Genomic DNA, 19,039 nt, shown 5'->3' on the forward strand with positions numbered 1-19,039 from the left:
CGACAGGCGGAGCCCATGCGCATCTCCCTGCGACACAACAGCGACTACCACGCCCTGCGGACCGGCGACCCGACGAAGATCGCCCTCGACTACTCGGAGGACCCGGCGGTCGTCGCCCGGTCCCTGCCGCGCCGCCCGGCCGGTGAGCGCAAGACCGTGCTCCTGCTGGGCGCCAACGGTTTCATCGGCATGCACCTGCTGCGCGAGCTGCTGCTGGACACGCGCGTCGGCAAGGTGTACGCGCTGGTGCGCCCGAAGGGCGACCAGACCGGGGAGGCCCGCATAGCCCGCACGGCCCGCAAGTACAAGATGGCGCTGCCCGCGATGGACAAGCTGGTCGTCTTCGAGGCCGGCTACGTCGAGCCGCGGCTGGGCCTGGACGACGCGCGGTACGAGGAGCTGCTGACGTCGGTGGACGTGGTGGTCGACGGCGCCGGTGCGACGACGCACGAGTACCCGTACTCCCGGTACCGGGCGGAGAAGGTGGTGCCGACGGTCGCGTTGGCCGAGTTCTGCCTGACCAAGCGGTTCAAGACGCTGCACGTGATCGGCTCGGTGGGCAGCGAGGTGTACCGGCAGCGGCGCGACTTCCTGCGCCGCAGCTTCTTCTTCCAGGGGTACAGCCGGATGAAGTACGTGGTGAAGCACCTGGCGCTGCGCGCGAACCGCGACGGCGTGCCGATCCACCTGTACCAGGCGCCGTTCGCGCTGGGCGGCCCGCTGACGTCGTTCAAGGACCCCGGCATGGAGTACTCGTTCTGGAACATGATCGGCCACATGGTGCAGCAGGGCCGGACGTGGGAGTCCGACGCGAGGATCCCGATGGTCGCCGGCGACGTCCTGGCCCGCACGGTCCTCGACAACGCCCTCTCCGAGGCGCCGCGCGCCATCACCTACCCGGTGACCCCGGTGACGAACGCGGAGCTGGCGACGAGGTTCGACCTGGAAACGGTGCCGTGGCGCACGTTCCGCCGAGACCTGATCCGCGCGAACCGCGTGCGGCCCGCCGAGGTCGACTGGAAGCACCCGCTGTCGAGCACCCGCCGAGCCCGCCAGCGCGCCGCCTTCATCCGCTCCCTGTTCCCGCGCTGCCTGCCGACGGCGCTGGCCAACATCGACGCGGCAGCCCACACGAGCCCGGTAGTGCTGGGGTCGACCCTGGAGCCGATCGACGTCCTGGAAGCCAACGCCCGCAACATCCGCAAACTGGCGAAGGACCTGCCCCCGGAACCCACGAGGGAATCCCTGGCCCCGGCCCACGCCACCGAGCCCCTGCCGACAGCAGCCTGACCACCACCCCACGCTGAGCGGGGTCACCCCCTGACCCCGCTCAGCCCCGCCCCACACCCACACGACCACCGCAACACCGCCATTCCCCCCGCCCCCGCCCGACCCGCACCCGCCGAGCACCACCCACTCCGCTACACCCGCCACTCCCACCGCGCCGCCCACTCCTGCACACGCCGCTCACGCGCCGGCACCGCCACACCGCCGCACTGCCCGCCGCACTGCCCGCCGCACCGCCCGCCGCACCGCCCGCCGCACCGCCCGCCGCACCGCCCGCCGCACCGCCCGCCGCCCGCCGCCCGCCGCCCGCCGCCCGCCGCCCGCCGCCCGGAATTGTCGTACCGCCGTGGGACAATGGAAGCGGGGGCCGGAGGCCGCACATCGCCACGCACGACAGGCCTCTCGCGGCAAGCGCGGCCAACAGCAGCAACCGCTCAGGCTGTGGCAGGACGCGCCTTGAGGCAGGTAGCGGTGGGCTCAACTTGGGCCGCACATCGACCGACGTAGTCGCTGGCGGCGAGATCGCCGGGCGGCCACAAGGGCGGCAGCGGCCAAGGGCGGGCAGCGGACGCAGGGCGGCTAGGCGGCGGGGCGGGGCTGGGCACACGGCGGGATGTCAGAGCCGGCTGGTCGAAGGTGCGGACAGCAGCGAGTCGCGCCGGTCGTTGGCAGATCGTGTTGCGCCCCGGCCCCGGTTGCGCGGGCGCGGGGCCCCAGCCCGCGGTTTGCGCGGGCGCGGCCTCCGGCCCCCGCTTCCATTGTCCCACGCGAGTACGACAATCCGGCGACCCCCAGAGCGACGAGGGAGGTGGCGGGCCGTGCCACCTCCCCGCAACCCTCAAGCCACCGGCCGCAGCCCCACCCGCTCACCCAGCAAGTCCAAACGCTCCAACACAGCCGCCGCAATGCCGTCCGCATCCAACCCGTACCCGCTCAACAACTGCTCCCGACCACCATGCGGCACGAACGCCGTCGGCAAAGCGCACGTCCCCGCGCAAGTGTCGCTCCCCGCAGCCGCAAGCGCCTGCGCCAACCGGCCACCCAGGGACCCCGCCGAAGCGGTGTCCTCGACCGCCAGCACCAACCGGTACTCGGCGGCCATCTCAACCAGGGTCGGGTTCAGCGGCGCGACCCACCTCGGGTCCACCACCGTCACCGGCACGCCACGGGCCGCCAACGCATCGGCCGCCGACAAGCACTCGCCGGCCAAAGCGCCGACCCCCACCAGCAGGACTCGGGCATCAGGCGCGCAACGCAGCACGTCCACCCCACCCACCTGCCGCACCGCCGGGATCGCCGGACCGACCGCCGCCTTCGGGTACCGCACCGCGGACGGCCCGGCGAAGTCGACCGCCTCGCGCAACAGCGCACGCAGCACCTCCGCATCGCGCGGCGCGCCGACGCGGATCCCGGGCACGACCGGCAGCAAGGACGCGTCCCACATGCCGTGGTGGCTCGCGCCGTCCGGTCCGGTGATTCCCGCCCGGTCCAGCACGAACGTCACCGGCAACCCGTGCAGCGCCACGTCCATCAGCAACTGGTCGAACGCCCGCGTCAAGAACGTCGAGTACACGGCCACGACCGGGTGCAGCCCGGTCATCGCCATCCCCGCCGCCGCGGTCACCGCGTGCTGCTCCGCGATCCCCACGTCGAAGAACCGGTCCGGGAAGCGGGACGCGAACCGCCCCAACCCCGTGGGACCGGGCATGGCCGCGGTCAGGCACACCACGTCCGGGCGTTCCGCGCCGATCGCCGCGATCTCCGCCCCGAACACCGACGTCCAACTCTGCGCCCCGCGCCCCACCGGACGGCCGGTCGCCGGGTCCAGCGCCCCGACCGCGTGCATGCACTCGTCGTCCAGCTCGGCCGGCAGGTAGCCCTTCCCCTTGCGCGTCACGCAATGCACAACCGTGGGACGTCCGAGGGCCGACGCCATCTGGAAAGCGCTCTCCAACGCCGAGACGTCATGGCCGTCCACCGGACCGATGTAAGCCAAGCCCATGTTCCGGAAAACCGACGAGTCCACAGTGGACTCCCGCAGGCCCTCCAGGTGCGCCGCCAGGCCACCGACCGTCGGCGCGTAGGAGCGTCCGTTGTCGTTGAGCACCACCACGACCGGCAACTCCGGCGACGCGCCTAGGTTGTTCATGGCCTCCCAGCACATGCCGCCGGTCAGGGCGCCATCGCCGACCACCGCGACAACCCGCCGCGCCCCCTCCCCCCGCACGCGGGACGCACGCGCCACGCCATCCGCGTAGGACAACGCCGTCGACGCGTGCGAGTTCTCGACCACGTCGTGCACGGACTCCGCCCGCGCCGGGTACCCGGACATCCCCCCGGCCCGCCGCAACCCGTCGAACCCGGCCTCGCGCCCGGTCAGCAGCTTGTGCACGTAACTCTGGTGCCCGGTGTCGAACAGCAGCACGTCGCGCGGCGACCGGAACACCCGGTGCAGCGCGATCGTCAGCTCGACCACGCCCAGGTTGGACCCCAGGTGCCCACCCGCCGACGACACCTTGTCCACCAGGAACGCCCGGATGTCGGCGGCCAGCCCGGCCAGCTCCGCCGCGTCCAGCCGCGCCAGGTCCACCGCGAAGCGGTTCACAGCGACCTCACCGCGCCCGGCACGGTGAACTGGATGGTCTCGCGGGTCGCCTCACGCTCGACCACCGTCACCGGACCCCGCGCGCGCAACGCGTCCACGACCTCCGACACCAGGTGCGGCGGCGCGGACGCACCGGCCGTGACACCGACGCGCGAAGCGCCGTCCAACCACTCCGGCCGGATCGCTGCGGCGTCCTCGATCAGGTGGGCCGGCCGGCCCTCGCGGCGCGCGATCTCGACCAGGCGCTGCGTGTTGGCGGAGTTCGCCGACCCGACGACCAGCACCACGTCCGACTCGGCGGTGATCATCCGCAGCGCGGCCTGGCGGTTGGTGGAGGCGTAGCAGATGTCCGCCGAGCCGGGGCCGCGCAGCGCGGGGAAGCGCTTGCGCAGCACCTCCAGCACGTCGGCGGTCTCGTCCACGGCGAGCGTGGTCTGGGTCAGGTAGGACACCTTCCCGGGGTCGGCCACCGCCACCGCGAGCGCGTCCTCCACCGACTGCACCAGGACCATCGACCCGGGCGCCTCGCCCAGCGTGCCCTCGGTCTCCTCGTGGTTGTCGTGGCCGATCAGCAGCACGGTGTCCCCGCGCTCGGCGAACCGGCGCGCCTCGGAGTGCACCTTGGCCACCAGCGGGCACGTCGCGTCGAACACCTCCAGGCCCATCCGCTCCGCCTCGGCGCGCACCGCCGGCGACACCCCGTGCGCGGAGAAGACGACGGTCGCCCCGACCGGCACCTCGGCCAACTCCTCCACGAACACCGCCCCGCGCGCCTCCAGGTCGGCGACGACGTGTGCGTTGTGGACGATCTGCTTGCGGACGTACACCGGGTGCTCGCGACTGGCGAGCGCCCGCTCGACGATCTCGATGGCACGCTCCACACCGGCGCAGAACGCGCGCGGCGCCGCGAGCAGTACCGTGCGTGACTCGACTACGGACATCGTGCGCTCCTTTCCACGCTTTGCCGCGAGTATCGGCCGCGCGTCTCGCGCCCCGGTCGCGCCGGGGTGGAACGTCCGGCGAAAGCGCGCACTTACCCCCGGGTTACCCGCGCTTGCTTCACTTCTCCTTGGCAGCGCAGGAGATTGGGGTGACCATGACGACCCGGCTCGACGTTCGTGACCTGCCGTGGCGCGACACCTGGCGGGCGGCACGGCTGTTGGCGCAGGCGTACCGCGAAGGCGTGATCTGGGATTCGATCGCGCGCATCCCGCCGTGGCGCAAGCAGGTCGCCCTGACCCTGCTGTACCTGGCGGAGCTGGTGATCTGCCGCTGGGACAACGGTTTCGTGCTCGCGGCGGTGCGCGGGCGGCGGCTGGACGGCGTCCTGGTCTGCTACCGGCACGGCGAGCGGCCCACCCCGTGGTGGGGTTGGGCGCTGCGCTCGATCGCGTGCGTGGTGGCCGGGCCGCGGGCGGTCGTGCGGGGCGTGCGGCTGTCCAACGACCTCGACCGCCTCAAGCCGCGCGAACCGCACGTCTGGTACGCCGTGCTCGGCCGCCGCGACGACTCCCCCGGCGTCGGCTACGTGCTGCTGCGCGCCGGCCAGAAGCGGGCCGATTCCCTCGGCCTGCCCGGATACCTGGAAACGTCGGCGGGCGACGAGCAGGTGCGCATCAACGAGATGCTCGGCTGGACCTCGCGCGACCACTACGTGCTGCGCAACGGCAAGGTCGTGCGGACCATGTGGCGCGACTGCCCGGTGGCGTCATGACGGCCTTCACCATCCCCTGGGCGCACCGCTCGGACGACACGTCCCGCGCCGCCGCGATCGAGATGCTCGGCGGCGAGGACGCGCTGGACGCGTTGGTGCGCCACGGGCTCCCGGTCGGCCCGGGCGACCGCTTCGACTCCCGCGACCTGTTCAACTTCGCGTTGCGCGCGGGCGGCGGCCGGACGGTGCCGGAGCAGGCGTTCGCGTTCACCCTGCGGTGGATGCGCTCGCCGGCGGAGGCCCTGCTGGAGCCCCGCACGTCCCGCTTCTCGTTGACGCTGGACTGCTCCTGCACGGCCGTCGCCCTCGCCCGCCCGCGCACGGAAGCCCACGGCGGCGCAGTGACCGGCCTGGCCTCCGACGACGACAACGACCTCGTCCTCACCCGCGACCTCACCGCCACCGTCCGCACGGTCGGGGCCCTGCTGCCGCTGCGGTCACCGGTCCTGCGCGACGAGGTGCAGGCCTTCGCCGACCTCGGCGTCCGGTGGGTCAAGCTGCCCGACGCGCTGCGCGAGGACGTCGGCCTGGTGACCGGGCACCGCGTGGCGACCTGCGAGTCCGCGAGCCTGCACCTGGCCCGGCGGTTCCGCGACGCGGGCTACCTCGCCGAGACCCGCATCGGCTGGGTGCTCGGCATGCTCGACCTGGTCCACGCGTGGGTCGAGGTGGTGGACGACGACGGCGTCACCAAGGTCGTCGACCCGGTCTTCGCGCTGCTGGCCGACCTGGTCCCGGGCGCGAACCCGCTGCTCACCGACCCGGCCGTGGCGCTGCGCACGAACCGGCTCGTGCCCACCGGCCTCGCCGTCGGCGGCCGGGTGGCCGTCCACGCCTGCGCCACCGCGCCGCGCACCAAGATCACGCCAGTCAAGGAGACGCCATGACCGTGCCCGCGTTCATCACCACGTTCCTGAGCGCGAAGTGCCCGGACAGCGGGCCCATCGGCGAGCACGAGGACCTGGTCGACAAGGGCGTGCTGAACTCCATGCACTTCGTGGAGCTGCTCTACCTGATCGAGGCGGAGCTGGAGACCGAGCTGTCCCTGGACGACGTGACCGCCGACGACCTGCGCACCATCGCCGCCATCCGCGACCGCTTCTTCCCCGAGCCCGCCTGACCCGTCCGGTTGAAATCCGGGCGCCCGGACAGCCATCATTCGCTCGCCTTGCGAGGGGGGAGTCCGGGTGACGGTGCTGGGTGAACGGCTGCACGGGCTGGTGCCCGACCACCGGCCCGCGCGCCGGCCGTGGACGTTCCACCTGGCCGGGTTCGTCGCGGCCGTGGCGTTCCAACTGCTCACGCCGGCCGGCCGGTCGCACCTGACGCACGTGTGGGCGGAGGACGGCGCGCGGTTCCTGCTGGACGGCGTCAAGGAGTCGTTCTTCGCGAACCTGGTCGCCCCGTACGGCGGGTACCTGCACGTCATCCCCCGGATGAGCGCCGAACTGGTGTCGCTGCTGCCGCTTGGGTGGGCGGCCGTCGGGTTCGCGCTGTCGGCCGCCGTCCCGCGTGCTCTGGTAGCCCTCATCACGTTCGCGGCGTCGGGCGGTTACGTGCGCTCCACGGCGCTGCGCGTCGGCTTGGCGGCCCTGGTCGTCGTCCTGCCGGTGGGCAATTCGGAGCCGTTGGGCAACGTCAGCAACCTGCACTGGTTCCTGCTGTACGGCCTGTTCTGGGTGCTGCTGTGGCGCGACGCGCCGCGCGTGCCCGCGTTGCTGTTCGTGGTCCTGGCCACCCTGTCCAGCCCGATCGCGTTCGTCCTGGCGCCGCTGGCGGTACTGGCGCTGTTCCGCGACCGGGTGCTGGCGACCGCCTTCCTGGTGGCCGCGGCGGTGCAGGGTGGCGTGATGGTGTTCGCCGAGCGGACGCCGTACTCGCACGACGCCGTGGACCCCGTGCAGGTGGTGCTGGCGGCCCTGCTGCGGGTGCCGCTGGCCGGTTTCACCGGGTCCGAGCAGGTGCCGGACCTCTACCCGCGGTTCGGCAACGTCCCGGCGCTGCTGGCGGTCCTGCTGGTCGCCGTGCCGGTCGTGGCGGGCCTGGTGTGGCGGGACCGGCCGGCGCGGTTCCTGGCAGTGCTCGGCGTCGGGTACGGCGTGGCGATCATCGTGGTGTCGCTGGTGGCCAACTGGACCGTGGCGCTCCAGGTGCAACAGCCGGGTGTGGTGATGGCGTCCCAGCGCTACAGCGTCCTGCCGTGCCTGCTGCTGTTCACCGCCGTGGCCGTGGGCCTGGACGCCACGCCGGCGCGCGGCCGGTGGCTGGTGATCACGGCGAGGACGGTCGTCGCCTGCGTCCTGCTGGCCGCTGTGGTCCAGCACGTCCGGGACCGGGCGGGCGTCCTGACCGGTCCCGAGTGGACCGACAGCGTGGCTTCGGCCCGCGCGCAGTGCTCGGCCGGCGCCCGCCCGGTGGGCCGGTTCGCGCACGAGCCGTCGGGCTGGTTCTTCGAGCTCCCGTGCGACCTGGTCGAGCGGTCATAGGGCCCGCTCGCGCGACCGGCCGGAGGTGGAGCCGGGGAATACCCGGCTCCACCTTTCAACCGCGGTCGGGAATCAGGTGTTCTGCGGGATGTAGAGGTACCACTGCTGGTTGGCCTGCCAGTTGCACGGCCAGCTCAACGCGCGGCTGTCCGTGCCCGAAGCGTCGAGGCACTTCCCGAAATCCGCGTAGGACTGGAAGAAAGCGGTCCGGTTACCGGTGTCCGCGGCGTACCAGAGCTGGTTCGAGTTCAGCGTGCACGGGAACTTGATGACATTCGGCCCGACGACGCCCTCGACGTCGGCGCATTCCGTGACCCACTGCCAGGGCTTGATCTCCCACTGGTTGTAGTTCGGGTCCTTGGTCAGCCGCCAGTACTGGTTGCCACCCCAGTGGCAGGCCCAGTGGATCAACTGCGGCCCGGTGTTGTTGTAGACGTCAAGACAGTTGCCGTTGCCGTTGATGAAATAGCCCTCGTAGTCGATGCCCGAGGCGCTGACCTCGCCCTTCTGCCAGCCGGCGGGCTTCCCGGCCCTGATCCGCTCGCGCGCCTGGTCCACCGCGGGCGGAACCGCGGTCGCGTCGTCGATCACGAACGCCGGAACGTCCCGCGCGGGTGCGGCGACGCCGCTTTCCTGCGCGGCGGACGCCGCACCGGCGAATTGAGTGGGCACGACCACGCTCACCAAGAGCGCAGCCGCGGCCAACAACTTCTTCATCGCATTCCTCCCTGGTCGGACAAACCATCCGGGCAGCACAACGCAGAGGTGACTGCTTGAGATGCATGCCGAAGCCAGGGCAACACGGTGCCCGCTAAAATGATGCCCCCCCAACCGTCCCCCCGGACAGAATACTGCCGAGTCCGACCATAGCGAAGGAAACGCACACCGGAAGTGCCCGGAACGACGTTCACCGGGATGGCGGATCAATCACAAAAGACGGTGACACAACGCTTATCCGGAACGCCACGTTCCCAGCACCGGCGGCGCTCAGCGCTTGCGGCCCACCGCCGCCAGGCCCGCGAAGCGCTCCGGCCGCTCGTCCACCTCGTCCGGCGCCGCCGGGCGCCACAGGGGCAGGTGCACGACGCCCGGGTCGACCAGGTCGTAGCCCGCGAAGAACTCCGCCACCCGCGCCTTCGAGCGCATGGTCATCGGGGTCGCCGTCCGCCTGCGGTACAGGTCCTCGTGCTCGTCCGCCTGGCCGTCCTGGCCGTCCTGCGTGGCGTGCGAGACGACCAGGAAACTGCCGGGCGGCACGGCGTCGCGGTAGGCCGCCACGACGTCGGCCGGGCGGTCCGCGTCGCCGACGAAGTGCAGCACCGCCACCATCATCACGGCCACGGGCCGCGAGAAGTCCAGGAACGTCCGGGCCTGCGCGAGGACGTCGTCCGGGTCGCGCAAGTCCGCCCGCAGCACCGAGGTCTGCGGGTCGTCGCCCAGGATCGTGCGGCTGTAGGTGACCGCGATCGGGTCGTTGTCGACGTACACCACCCGCGCGCCCGGGTCGGCGGCCCGCGCCACCTCGTGGACGTTGCCCGCCGTGGGGATGCCCGAACCCAGGTCGAGGAACTGGCGCACGCCGCTCGCCACGCAGAACTCCACCGCGCGGCGCAGGAACGCCCGGTTGGCCTGCATGATCAGCGGCAGCTCGGGCCACATCCCGATGGCCTTGCGCGCCATCTCCCGGTCCACCGCGAAGTTGTGCGCACCGCCGAGGTAGTAGTCGTAGACCCGGGCGGCGCTGGGTCTGGTCAGGTCGATCTCCTGCTGTTCCCCCACGGACAGCCTCCTCACGAGAAGTCGGATCAGGCCATTCTGCGCCCACCTCCCGCGCTCACCCGTTCGCCCCTGCGGCTCGCGCCGATCGGGTGAGCGCGGCGACGCCGGCCCGCGGCCCGCTCGCGCACCGGCGACCCCGTGGCGCGGGCATAGGATGTAGGCCCACACCTGCGCTCCCGGGGGTCCGAGTTGTCCGTCCGCGCCGCCTGGTCCGGCCTGCACGCGCTGCACCACCGGATCAACGCCAGCCTGGAGCGCGCCCTGCAGCGGAAGTTCCACTTCGGGATGTCGGAGTTCACCGCGCTGTCCGCGCTGCACGAGGCGCCCGACGGGGAGTTGCGGATGCAGGAGCTGACCGAGGTGGTGGGGCTCAACCAGAGTTCGGTGAGCCGCCTGGTCGCCCGGTTGGAGCAGTCCGGCCTGACCGCGCGGGAGGTGTGCGAGACCGACCGGCGCGGGGTCTACAGCAAGATCACCGCGGAGGGCCGGGCGGTGTACGAGACCGCGGCCCCGTTCTTCGAGCAGACGTTGACGGTGATCTTCGAGGAGGTCGGGGCGGACCCGGACCTCGGCCCGCTGCTGTCGAAGGTGCGCGCGTAGGCCACCCGTTCGCCACCCGGGATTGTCGTACCCCGGCGGTAGAATTCGAACACGAGTTCGAAGAGGGGAGCCTGCCGTGGTGGAGCCGGTCAGCGTGACCGCGTTGTCGTTCACCGAGTACGTCATGAGCGGTCAGCGCGGGCGCATCAGCATCGTGTCCGAGCAGCGCAGCGTGTACCTGGGCGCCGACCCGTGGGTGTGCGGGTTCTACAACCCGATGAGGGACGCCATGCGGCGGGCGGCGAACTCGATCGACCCGGACGCGGAACTGGACGCGGCCGTGCGCGCGGCGTCGCGCAACGGCCAGCCGAGGGCGTTCGAGGAGCTGCGGGAGGGTTTCCTGCCGTGGCTGCGCTCGACCCGGGCGACGGGCGTCCCGGTGGCGGCGACGAGGTGGGAGGCCGGTGACCTGACGCTGCGCGTGAGGCCGCACCTGGGCCTGCGCCTACCGGACGACTCAACCGCCGCGGTCCTGGTGTACGTGAAGGAACGGCCGATGACGCAGGAGGCGGCGAACGTGGGCCTGCGCATCCTGCAACGCACCATCGACCGGACCCTGCCCGGCGCGACCCCGTTGCTGCTGGACGCCCGCCGGGGCCGGGCGTTCCGCATGTCGCGGCGGACGAACCTGGCCAAGCTCGACGCCCTGATCGCCGCCGAAGCCGCCGGCTACGTGGTGCACTGGCGCATGAGCGCCTGACCACCGCCTGCGCGCCTGAGCCCCTGACCATCGCCTTAGCGCCTGAGCGCCTGAGCGCCTGACCACCCGACACCGCCGGCTCGGCGGGCCACCCCGCTCACCCGGAGGTGGCCCGCCGAGCCGCGGGCGGATAGCTCAGTCCGCGAACCCGGCCGGGTCGTGCCGGAACTCGCCGCCCACCACGGTCGCCAGCACGGCGATGTCCGAGATCCGCTCCACCGCCACCTCCCGGGGATCGGCGTCCAGCACCACGAAGTCCGCCAGCTTCCCCACCGAGATCGACCCCAGCACGTCCTCCACCCCGCACGCGTACGCGGCCCCGGACGTGTAGGCCGCCAGCGCCTCCGCCACCGACACGGCCTCGTCCGGCCCCACCGCCAACCCCGTCCGCGACCGCCGCTCCACCATGAACCTGATGCCCCGCAACGGACTCCCGTCCGCCACCGGCCGGTCCGACGACCCGGCCACCACGATCCCCCGCTCCAGGAACGACCGCCCCCGGTACAGCCACGGCGCCCGCTCCGGCCCCATGATCTCCGAGTAGTCGTCCCCGTAAGCCCACAGGAAGCTCGGCTGCACCACGGGGATCAGGCCCAGCTCGGCGATCCGGTCCAACTGGTCCGGCCGCACCAACCCGCAGTGCTCGATCCGGTGCCGAGCCCCCGGCCGCGGCGCCAGGCGCTGCGCCTCCGCCACCACGTCGAGCGCGAAGTCGACCGCCCGGTCCCCGATCGCGTGCACCGCCAACTGCCACCCGGCCGCGTGCCCGTCCAGCAGCGCCGCGCGCATCGACGCCGGGTCGTCCTGCCACTGGCCCGTGCCGCCGACCGTGTACGGCGAGGTCAGCGCGGCGGTCCGGGCGATCATGCCGCCGTCGGTCCACAGCTTCAGCGCCCCGATCGACAGCCACTCCGACCCGAGACCCGTGCGGATCCCCAGCGGCAGCGCGCGGCGGATGCCGTCCGCCTCGTGCGCGCGCACCTCCCGCAACTCCCCCGCGGACACCATCAGCTGCACCCGGATGGGCAACGCCTCCCGCTGGTACGCCGCGACCTCCACCGGGCTGCTCCCGATGAGCCCCGCCCCCACCCCGGCCTCCGCCGCGAGGACAACCCCCTCCCGCAGGCACTGCCGAGCGCCCAACGCCACGTCGGCCGCGATGTCGGCCACGGGGTACGGCAGGATCAACCGCCGCACCGCCGTCTGCGCCGCCTCGGCGAGCGACCCGTCGGTCGAGCCGGACACGCCCAGCATCCCGAGCACGTCGCTGCTCACGACGCACGCGTGCCCGGACACGTCCTGCACGTACACGCGCGGCCCCACGGTGTCGAGGTCGCGCGCGGTCAGCGGGCGGTCCAGCACGCGGTGGTCGTAGCCCGCCGCCTCCAGCCACGTGCCGCGCGGCGCGGCCCGCAACACCTCCAGCACCGCGGCCACCGTCCGGCAGCCGGAGACGTCCGGCACGCGCGACGCCCGACCGGCCCACGCCAGGTGGTTGTGCGCGTCGATGAACCCGGGCAGGACGGTCGCGCCACCCAGGTCCACCACCCGCCGGGCCGGCAGGTCGGTGTCCAGCGCCACGATCCGACCGCCCCACACGCCCACCGAGGACGCGGACGGGCGGTCCGGGTCGAGGGTGGCGAACCGGCCTCCGGTGAGCTTCAGGTCCAGGATCACCCGTGCAGGCTAGCGAACGCCTACTTAGGTTAGGGTTGGATAACTTAGGCCAGCCTAAACCGAGGAGGAGCTCCATGCGGGTCGTCATGTTCGGCTACCAGACCTGGGGCCATCGCACCCTGCAAGCCCTGCTGGACTCCGAGCACGAGGTGGCGCTGGTCGTCACGCACCCCAAGAGCGACCACGCGTACGAGCGCATCTGGAGCGACTCCGTCGCCGACCTGGCCACCGAGCACGGCGTGGAGGTCGTCATCCGCGACCGGCCGGACGACGACGAGCTGTTCCAGAAGCTCAAGGAGGTCGCGCCGGACGTCATCGTGGCCACCAACTGGCGCACGTGGATCCCGCCGCACATCTTCACCCTGCCCAAGCACGGCACCCTCAACGTCCACGACTCGCTGCTGCCCGCCTACGCGGGCTTCTCGCCGCTGATCTGGGCCCTGATCAACGACGAGAAGGAGGTCGGCGTCACCGCGCACATGATGGACGAGACCCTGGACGCGGGCGACATCGTCCTGCAGCGCGCCGTCCCGGTCGGCCCGCGCGACACCACCGCCGACCTGTTCCACAAGACGCTCGAACTGTTCGGCCCCATCACCGTCGACGGCCTGGCCGAGATCGCCAAGGGCCGCACCGACTTCACCAAGCAGGACCGCTCCAAGGCCAGCTTCTTCCACAAGCGCGCGGAGGAGGACCTGCGCATCGACTGGACGTGGGAGGCCGAGGAGCTCGACCGCCTGGTCCGCGCGCAGTGCGCCCCGTACCCGAGCGCGTTCTGCTACCACAGGGGCAAGCGGCTGGAGATCGTCGAGGCGGAGGTCTCGCGGGCCCGCTACGGCGGCACGCCCGGCCGGATCTTCTACCGCGAGGGCGACGGCGTGGCGATCGTCGCGGGCGCGGAAGCCCGAAGGGGCCGCAACCACGCGTTGCTGGTCAAGAAGGTCCGCACCGAGGACGGCCGCGAACTGGCCGCGACGGAGTACTTCACGCACATGGGCGGCTACCTCACCAGCCGACCGTGACGGCGCGGGGTGCCCGCCCGCCGGGCACCCCGAAACCGTTGGCCCGCCGTCTCCTTTCGCCCCCGGTGATCTCGCCGTGACCGTGATCGCTGATCATGGGGCCATGAGCCGGAAGCGGTCGACGACGTGGGTCAGCGTGGTCGTGTTCATCCTGTTGATCGTCATCGGGTACTACCTGACCCGCTACCAGGACCAGACCGCCCCGCCGACCACCCCCGCGCCCGCCGAACCCGGCCAGGACCCGGCGGCCCAGCTGGCGGCGCTGACCGTCGCGCCGGAGGGCAGGATGGCCGGCTACAGCCGCGACCGCTTCCCGCACTGGAGCAGCCAGGGCAACTCGTGCGACACGCGCGAGATCGTGTTGCAGCGCCAGGGTTCCGACGTCCGCAGCGACGGCGAGTGCCGGGCCACGTCGGGCAGTTGGGTCAGCGTGTACGACGGCGAGACCATCACCGACGCGAGCAAGCTCGACATCGACCACACCGTGGCGCTGGCGGAGGCGTGGCGCTCGGGCGCCGACAAGTGGACCGACGAGCAGCGCCAGAAGTTCGCCAACGACCTGGGCGGCATCCAGCTGATCGCGGTCTCGGCCACCAGCAACCGCGCGAAGGGCGACCAGGACCCGGCCAAGTGGAAGCCGCCCGTGCGGAGCTACTGGTGCACGTACGCGCTGAACTGGATCTCGGTGAAGACGACCTACAAGCTCACCGTCGACCAGGCCGAACACGACGCGCTGGCGACGATGATCAGCCAGTGCCCGAAGTAGCCCTCCGGTCCCGGCGCCACCAGACGTAGCTGATCACGACGTTGATCAGAGCCGCCACGGCGGTACCACCGACCACCGCCCAGGACCACGACGCCAGGATCGCGACGCCGGCGACCACCAGCGCGAAGGTGACGACGGTGAACACCAGGTCCCCGCGCCCCTCGGAGACCACCCACCGCGCGAACGACCCCATCGCCCCACTCCGACCCGATCACACGGCAGTCCGGCACGCTGCCGACGCGGGCACGGTACCGCGCGAAGGGCCTACGGGCGCAGCGATTGGAGCTGGTCCACCAGGTCCGTGTAAGCCTCGGTCCGCCGCACCCAGGCCGCCGACCCCGACGCGGCCGAAGGCGGGTCGCCCAACGGGTCCACGGCGGTGCGGACCCCGTACTCCAGCCGGTAGGCGATCAGGCCCGTCGCGGCGCGCACCCAGGGTGACGGGTCCGGGCTCGTGATCTCCCCGACGCCCACCCGGAACCACACCGGCAGCCGCAGGTCCTGCGCCAGCGCCCGTTCCAACCGCCGCGCCGCCGCGTCCCAGATCTCCTCGCGCGCCTTCTCGCCGGCGACGACCGCCTCCCGCCGCCACGGCTCCTCGGCCGCCGCGCTGTCCGCCGCCAGCCTCGACGCCGCGTCCAGCGCGCCGGCCTCGCGGGCCCCGATCTGCCAGTCGAGCTGGTGCACCTCGTGTTCCAGCGCGTCGCGCTCGAACCGGGGCATCCGGCCCGCCGCCAGGCGCGCCCCGCCGGCGTCCCGGCGCTCCTTCAACGCCTCGTACTCGGCGACCTCCTGGCGCAGCTCGACGCGCACCGAGTCCGCCAGGACCTCCTGCTCCGCGTCCCACGCCGCCCGCAGCGCGGCCACGATGTCGGCCACCTCGCCGTCCACGGCGTCGAGGTCGCAGTCCGGGCCCGAGCCCGCGCCGGACAGGCGGCGCTCCAGCACGAGCAGCCGCGCGCTGACCCGGCCCAGCTCGGCGGTCAGCACCTGGGTCGTCGTGATCAGGTCGGCGACGGTCGGCTCGACCTGGTCGAGTCGCTCTTTCTCGGTGGGCGCCACGCGCTCCAGCCAACCCCACGGACCGCGTCCCACCAGGCCCGCAGCCGAAAAAACGCCCGGATAAACGGCAACATCCGCCCGTCAGGGTCAATGGCCGACTACGCACAGCGACATCGGCGTAAAGCCGTCCCCAACGGTGTATGTCTAGAACATGTCGACCTCAGTGCGTGAGACCGAACGCAAGTTCGAGGCGCCGACCGGCGCGGACCTCCCCGAGCTGGCCGACCTGCCCGGTGTCGCCGCGGTGGCGGGCCCCGAGCAGCAGCAGCTGGAGGCCGTCTACTACGACACCGCCGACCTCCGCCTGGCCCGCGCCGGCCTCACCCTGCGCCGCCGCACCGGGGGCGACGACGCCGGCTGGCACCTCAAGCTCCCGGTGGACGGCGACACCCGCGAGGAGGTGCGGCTGCCGCCGGGGCGCGCGGCCAAGCACCCGCCGCGGGAACTCGGGTCGCTGGTGCAGGTCCACGCGCGCGGCGACGCCTTGTCGCCGGTCGCCCGCATCCGCACCGACCGCCGCCGCTGGCAGCTGGTCGACGACCGGGGCGCGCTGCTCGCCGAGGTGGTCGAGGACCTGGTGTCGGCGCAGGACGTCGTGGACGACTCGAACGTCGACTCGTGGCGCGAGATCGAGGTCGAACTGGGCGAGCGCGGCGACACCGCCCTGCTCGACCGCGTCGAGCAGCGCCTCAACGACGTGGGCATCCTGCGCTCCACCTCCTCCGCGAAGCTCACCAAGCTCCTGGCCGGCCGCATCGCGCCGACGCCGCCGCTCGAGGACGACGGCACCGCCGGCACCGTCGTCCTGGCCTACCTGCGCGAACAGGTGGACGCGCTCAAGGCCTACGACCCGAAGGTCCGCCGCCGCGAGGAGGACGCGGTCCACCAGATGCGCGTGGCCACCCGCCGGCTGCGCAGCGCGCTCCAGGCGTTCGGCGAGGTCGTGGAACGCGACGAGACCCGGGCGCTGACCGACGAGCTGAAGTGGATCGCCGGGGTGCTCGGCGAGGCCCGCGACGCCGAGGTCCTGCGGGCCGCGTTCGAGGCGCACGTCGCCGAGCTGCCCGGCGAACTGGTGCTCGGCGCCGTCCCGGCGCAGCTCACCCGGCACTTCGCGCCCCGTGAGGAGCAGGCGCACCAGACCGTCGTGACCGCCCTGGACAGCCGCCGCTACTTCGACCTGCTCGACGCGGTGGACGCCCTGGTCGCCGACCCGCCGCTCACGCCCCTGGCCGCCGGCAAGGCGAAGAAGGTGCTGCCGCGGTTCGTGGACAAGACCTACCGCCGCTTGAAGAAGGCCGCGGACGACGTGCACGACGACGCGTCCCTGCACGAGGCCCGCAAGGCCGCCAAGCGGTTGCGGTACGCGGTGGAGACCGTCGAGCCGGTGTTCGGCAAGCCCGCCAGGAAGTACCGCAAGCGGCTCAAGGGCCTCCAGACGCTGCTCGGCGACCACCAGGACAGCGTCGTCGCCCGCCCGGTGCTGCGGGAACTGGGCGCGCAGGCCCACCTCGACGGCGAGAACGGGTTCACCTTCGGCGTGCTGCACGGCCGGGAGACCGCGCGGGCGCGGCGGGTGGAGGAGCGCTTCCCGGCCGTCTGGGCGGACCTGGGTCGCCCCAAGTTCCGGTGATTGGTCCAGACCTTGACACCTCCTGGTCCGGCTGTAACGGTGATCGGGCCGCCGCTCGGGTGATCCACGCCGACCAGGAGGACTCCTCGTGCCCCGACTCGGAACACCAGCAAGAGCCCTGGCCGCACTGCTGCTCGCGGTCGGCTCCGCGGGCCTGGCGGCCCCGGCCCACGCAGCTCCCCCGGAGACGTCGTTGCAGCACATCGTGCCCGCCCCGGTCAGCGTCACGCCGAGACCGGGGACGACCTACCACCTCACCCCCGACACCCGCATCCACACCCACCCGGGTTCGCGCGCGGCCAAGCAGGTCGGCGAGTTCCTCGCGGGCGTGCTGCGCCCCTCCACCGGCTACCGGCTGCCGGTCGTGCCCGGCGCGTCCGGCAGGGGCATCAGCCTGCTGCTGGCCGGCGCCGACCCGCGCGTGGGCGACGAGGGCTACCAGCTGGACGTGACCCGCCGCGGCGTCGTGATCCGCGCGAAGACCGCCGCCGGCCTGTTCGCGGGCGTCCAGACCTTCCGCCAGCTCCTGCCCGCCAAGGCCGAGGCGGGGTCCAAGCAGCGCGGGCCGTGGACCGCGCCGGGCGGCAGCGTCCTGGACTACCCGCGCTACGCCCACCGCGGCGCGATGCTGGACGTGGCGCGGCACTTCTTCTCGGTCGACGAGGTCAAGCGGTACATCGACCAGATCGCCCTCTACAAGGTGAACAAGCTGCACCTGCACCTGGCCGACGACCAGGGCTGGCGCCTGGAGATCAAGAGCTGGCCCCGCCTGGCCACCTACGGCGGCAGCACGGAGGTCGGCGGCGGCCCCGGCGGCCACTACACGCAGGAGCAGTACAAGGACCTGGTCGCGTACGCGGCGGCCCGGCACATCGAGGTGATCCCGGAGATCGACATGCCGGGCCACACCAACGCCGCGCTGGCCTCGTACGCGGAGCTGAACTGCGACGGCGTCGCGCCCCCGCTCTACACCGGCATCGAGGTCGGCTTCTCCTCGCTGTGCATCGACAAGGACATCACCTACAAGTTCGTGGACGACGTCCTGCGCGAGGTGGCCGCCCTGACGCCGGGCAAGTACATCCACATCGGCGGCGACGAGGCCCACGCCACCACGGACCCGGACTTCATCGCGTTCATGAACAAGGTCCTGCCGATGGTGACCAAGTACGGCAAGCAGGCCTCGGGCTGGCACGAGTTCGTCAAGGCCGACCCGCCCGCGTCGGCCGTCCCGCAGTTCTGGGGCACGAAGACGGTGGCCGCGGACATGGTCGAGGCGGCCAAGCGCGGCAACAAGATCGTGATGTCCCCGGCCACCAAGGCCTACCTCGACATGAAGTACGACGAGCACACGCCGTTGGGGCTCAAGTGGGCCGGGTACACCGACGTCGAGGACGCGTACGACTGGAACCCGGGCGCCTACATCCAGGACCTGCCCGCGGAGGCGGTCAAGGGCGTCGAAGCTCCACTGTGGACGGAGACGCTGACCAAGTCGGCCGAACTGGAGTACATGGCGTTCCCGAGGCTGCCCGCCATCGCCGAGCTGGGCTGGTCGCCGTGGAGCACGCACGACTGGGCGAACTTCAAGGTCCGCCTGGCCGCCCAGGCCGACCGCTGGCACGTGCTGGGGATCAACTTCTACCCGTCCCCGCAGGTGCCCTGGAAGAAGTAGCGCGCGAGGGGGAGGCGGTCGGTCCACCCGCCGCCTCCC

At 72.3% G+C, this 19,039-nt stretch carries 18 protein-coding genes; 11 read left to right on the forward strand and 7 right to left on the reverse strand.

Features of this window, described 5'->3' with window-relative positions; all coding sequences use genetic code 11:
- Positions 1-15 precede the first annotated feature (15 nt).
- Complete coding sequence (locus ABD126_RS30760; protein ID WP_343937577.1) at positions 16-1,290, forward strand: SDR family oxidoreductase; 1,275 nt, start codon at positions 16-18, stop codon at positions 1,288-1,290.
- Positions 1,291-2,125: 835 nt separating this feature from the next.
- On the opposite strand, the gene ABD126_RS30765 is transcribed toward ABD126_RS30760, so the two are convergent.
- Positions 2,126-3,892 carry a 1-deoxy-D-xylulose-5-phosphate synthase gene (locus ABD126_RS30765; RefSeq protein ID WP_343937579.1) on the reverse strand — a complete coding sequence of 589 codons (1,767 nt, stop codon included), beginning with the start codon at positions 3,890-3,892 and terminating at the stop codon, positions 2,126-2,128.
- A complete protein-coding gene (gene ispH, locus ABD126_RS30770) occupies positions 3,889-4,833 on the reverse strand; it encodes a 4-hydroxy-3-methylbut-2-enyl diphosphate reductase (RefSeq protein WP_343937582.1) in 945 nt (314 codons plus the stop codon). The genes ABD126_RS30765 and ispH overlap by 4 nt, the downstream gene beginning before the upstream one ends.
- A gap of 149 nt (positions 4,834-4,982) precedes the next feature.
- Here ispH and ABD126_RS30775 point away from each other — a divergent pair, with 149 nt between their 5' ends.
- The 4 genes from ABD126_RS30775 to ABD126_RS30790 all read left to right on the forward strand — a co-directional run bounded on the left by ABD126_RS30775 (position 4,983) and on the right by ABD126_RS30790 (position 8,092).
- Positions 4,983-5,606, forward strand: coding sequence for a hypothetical protein (locus ABD126_RS30775; RefSeq protein ID WP_343937584.1), 624 nt, complete (start codon positions 4,983-4,985; stop codon positions 5,604-5,606).
- On the forward strand, positions 5,603-6,493 hold the full coding sequence (locus ABD126_RS30780) for a hypothetical protein (RefSeq protein WP_343937586.1): 891 nt from the start codon (positions 5,603-5,605) through the stop codon (positions 6,491-6,493). The genes ABD126_RS30775 and ABD126_RS30780 overlap by 4 nt, the downstream gene beginning before the upstream one ends.
- On the forward strand, positions 6,490-6,726 hold the full coding sequence (locus ABD126_RS30785) for a hypothetical protein (RefSeq protein WP_343937588.1): 237 nt from the start codon (positions 6,490-6,492) through the stop codon (positions 6,724-6,726). The genes ABD126_RS30780 and ABD126_RS30785 overlap by 4 nt, the downstream gene beginning before the upstream one ends.
- Positions 6,727-6,793: 67 nt before the next feature.
- A complete protein-coding gene (locus tag ABD126_RS30790; RefSeq protein WP_343937590.1) occupies positions 6,794-8,092 on the forward strand; it encodes a hypothetical protein in 1,299 nt (432 codons plus the stop codon).
- A 72-nt stretch (positions 8,093-8,164) separates the two neighbouring features.
- Here ABD126_RS30790 and ABD126_RS30795 read toward each other — a convergent pair whose 3' ends face one another.
- Both ABD126_RS30795 and ABD126_RS30800 read right to left on the reverse strand, forming a co-directional pair.
- Positions 8,165-8,809, reverse strand: coding sequence for an RICIN domain-containing protein (locus tag ABD126_RS30795; RefSeq protein WP_343937592.1), 645 nt, complete (start codon positions 8,807-8,809; stop codon positions 8,165-8,167).
- A 270-nt stretch (positions 8,810-9,079) separates the two neighbouring features.
- On the reverse strand, positions 9,080-9,871 hold the full coding sequence (locus tag ABD126_RS30800; RefSeq protein WP_343937594.1) for an SAM-dependent methyltransferase: 792 nt from the start codon (positions 9,869-9,871) through the stop codon (positions 9,080-9,082).
- Positions 9,872-10,060: 189 nt separating this feature from the next.
- On the opposite strand from ABD126_RS30800, the gene ABD126_RS30805 reads away from it, so the two are divergent.
- Together ABD126_RS30805 and ABD126_RS30810 are read left to right on the forward strand one after the other, a co-directional pair.
- On the forward strand, positions 10,061-10,471 hold the full coding sequence (locus tag ABD126_RS30805; RefSeq protein ID WP_343937596.1) for a MarR family winged helix-turn-helix transcriptional regulator: 411 nt from the start codon (positions 10,061-10,063) through the stop codon (positions 10,469-10,471).
- Between the two features lie 76 nt (positions 10,472-10,547).
- The gene (locus tag ABD126_RS30810; protein ID WP_343937598.1) at positions 10,548-11,171 is read left to right on the forward strand and encodes a hypothetical protein; all 624 of its coding nucleotides are present in this window, start codon (positions 10,548-10,550) and stop codon (positions 11,169-11,171) included.
- A 135-nt stretch (positions 11,172-11,306) separates the two neighbouring features.
- Here the strand turns inward: ABD126_RS30810 and ABD126_RS30815 are convergent, their stop codons facing one another.
- A complete protein-coding gene (locus ABD126_RS30815; protein WP_343937600.1) occupies positions 11,307-12,848 on the reverse strand; it encodes an amidohydrolase in 1,542 nt (513 codons plus the stop codon).
- A 74-nt stretch (positions 12,849-12,922) separates the two neighbouring features.
- Here ABD126_RS30815 and ABD126_RS30820 point away from each other — a divergent pair, with 74 nt between their 5' ends.
- Positions 12,923-13,870 (forward strand): methionyl-tRNA formyltransferase, encoded by a 948-nt coding sequence (locus ABD126_RS30820; RefSeq protein ID WP_343937602.1) that lies wholly within the window; start codon positions 12,923-12,925, stop codon positions 13,868-13,870.
- A gap of 103 nt (positions 13,871-13,973) precedes the next feature.
- Positions 13,974-14,636: an HNH endonuclease family protein gene (locus ABD126_RS30825; protein ID WP_343937604.1), complete on the forward strand. Its 663-nt coding sequence runs from the start codon at positions 13,974-13,976 to the stop codon at positions 14,634-14,636.
- Here the strand turns inward: ABD126_RS30825 and ABD126_RS30830 are convergent.
- Complete coding sequence (locus ABD126_RS30830) at positions 14,617-14,829, reverse strand: hypothetical protein (RefSeq protein ID WP_343937606.1); 213 nt, start codon at positions 14,827-14,829, stop codon at positions 14,617-14,619. The genes ABD126_RS30825 and ABD126_RS30830 overlap by 20 nt on opposite strands.
- Positions 14,830-14,900: 71 nt before the next feature.
- Complete coding sequence (locus tag ABD126_RS30835; RefSeq protein WP_343937608.1) at positions 14,901-15,698, reverse strand: hypothetical protein; 798 nt, start codon at positions 15,696-15,698, stop codon at positions 14,901-14,903.
- 163 nt (positions 15,699-15,861) lie between these two features.
- Between ABD126_RS30835 and ABD126_RS30840 the strand changes: the two genes are divergently transcribed.
- Positions 15,862-17,331 (forward strand): CYTH and CHAD domain-containing protein, encoded by a 1,470-nt coding sequence (locus ABD126_RS30840; protein WP_343937610.1) that lies wholly within the window; start codon positions 15,862-15,864, stop codon positions 17,329-17,331.
- An 88-nt stretch (positions 17,332-17,419) separates the two neighbouring features.
- Positions 17,420-19,000, forward strand: a complete 1,581-nt coding sequence (locus ABD126_RS30845) for a beta-N-acetylhexosaminidase (protein WP_425542905.1) — start codon at positions 17,420-17,422, stop codon at positions 18,998-19,000.
- The last annotated feature ends 39 nt before the right edge of the window (positions 19,001-19,039 follow it).

This window comes from Saccharothrix mutabilis subsp. mutabilis (assembly GCF_039521145.1).
GTDB lineage: Bacteria > Actinomycetota > Actinomycetes > Mycobacteriales > Pseudonocardiaceae > Actinosynnema > Actinosynnema mutabilis.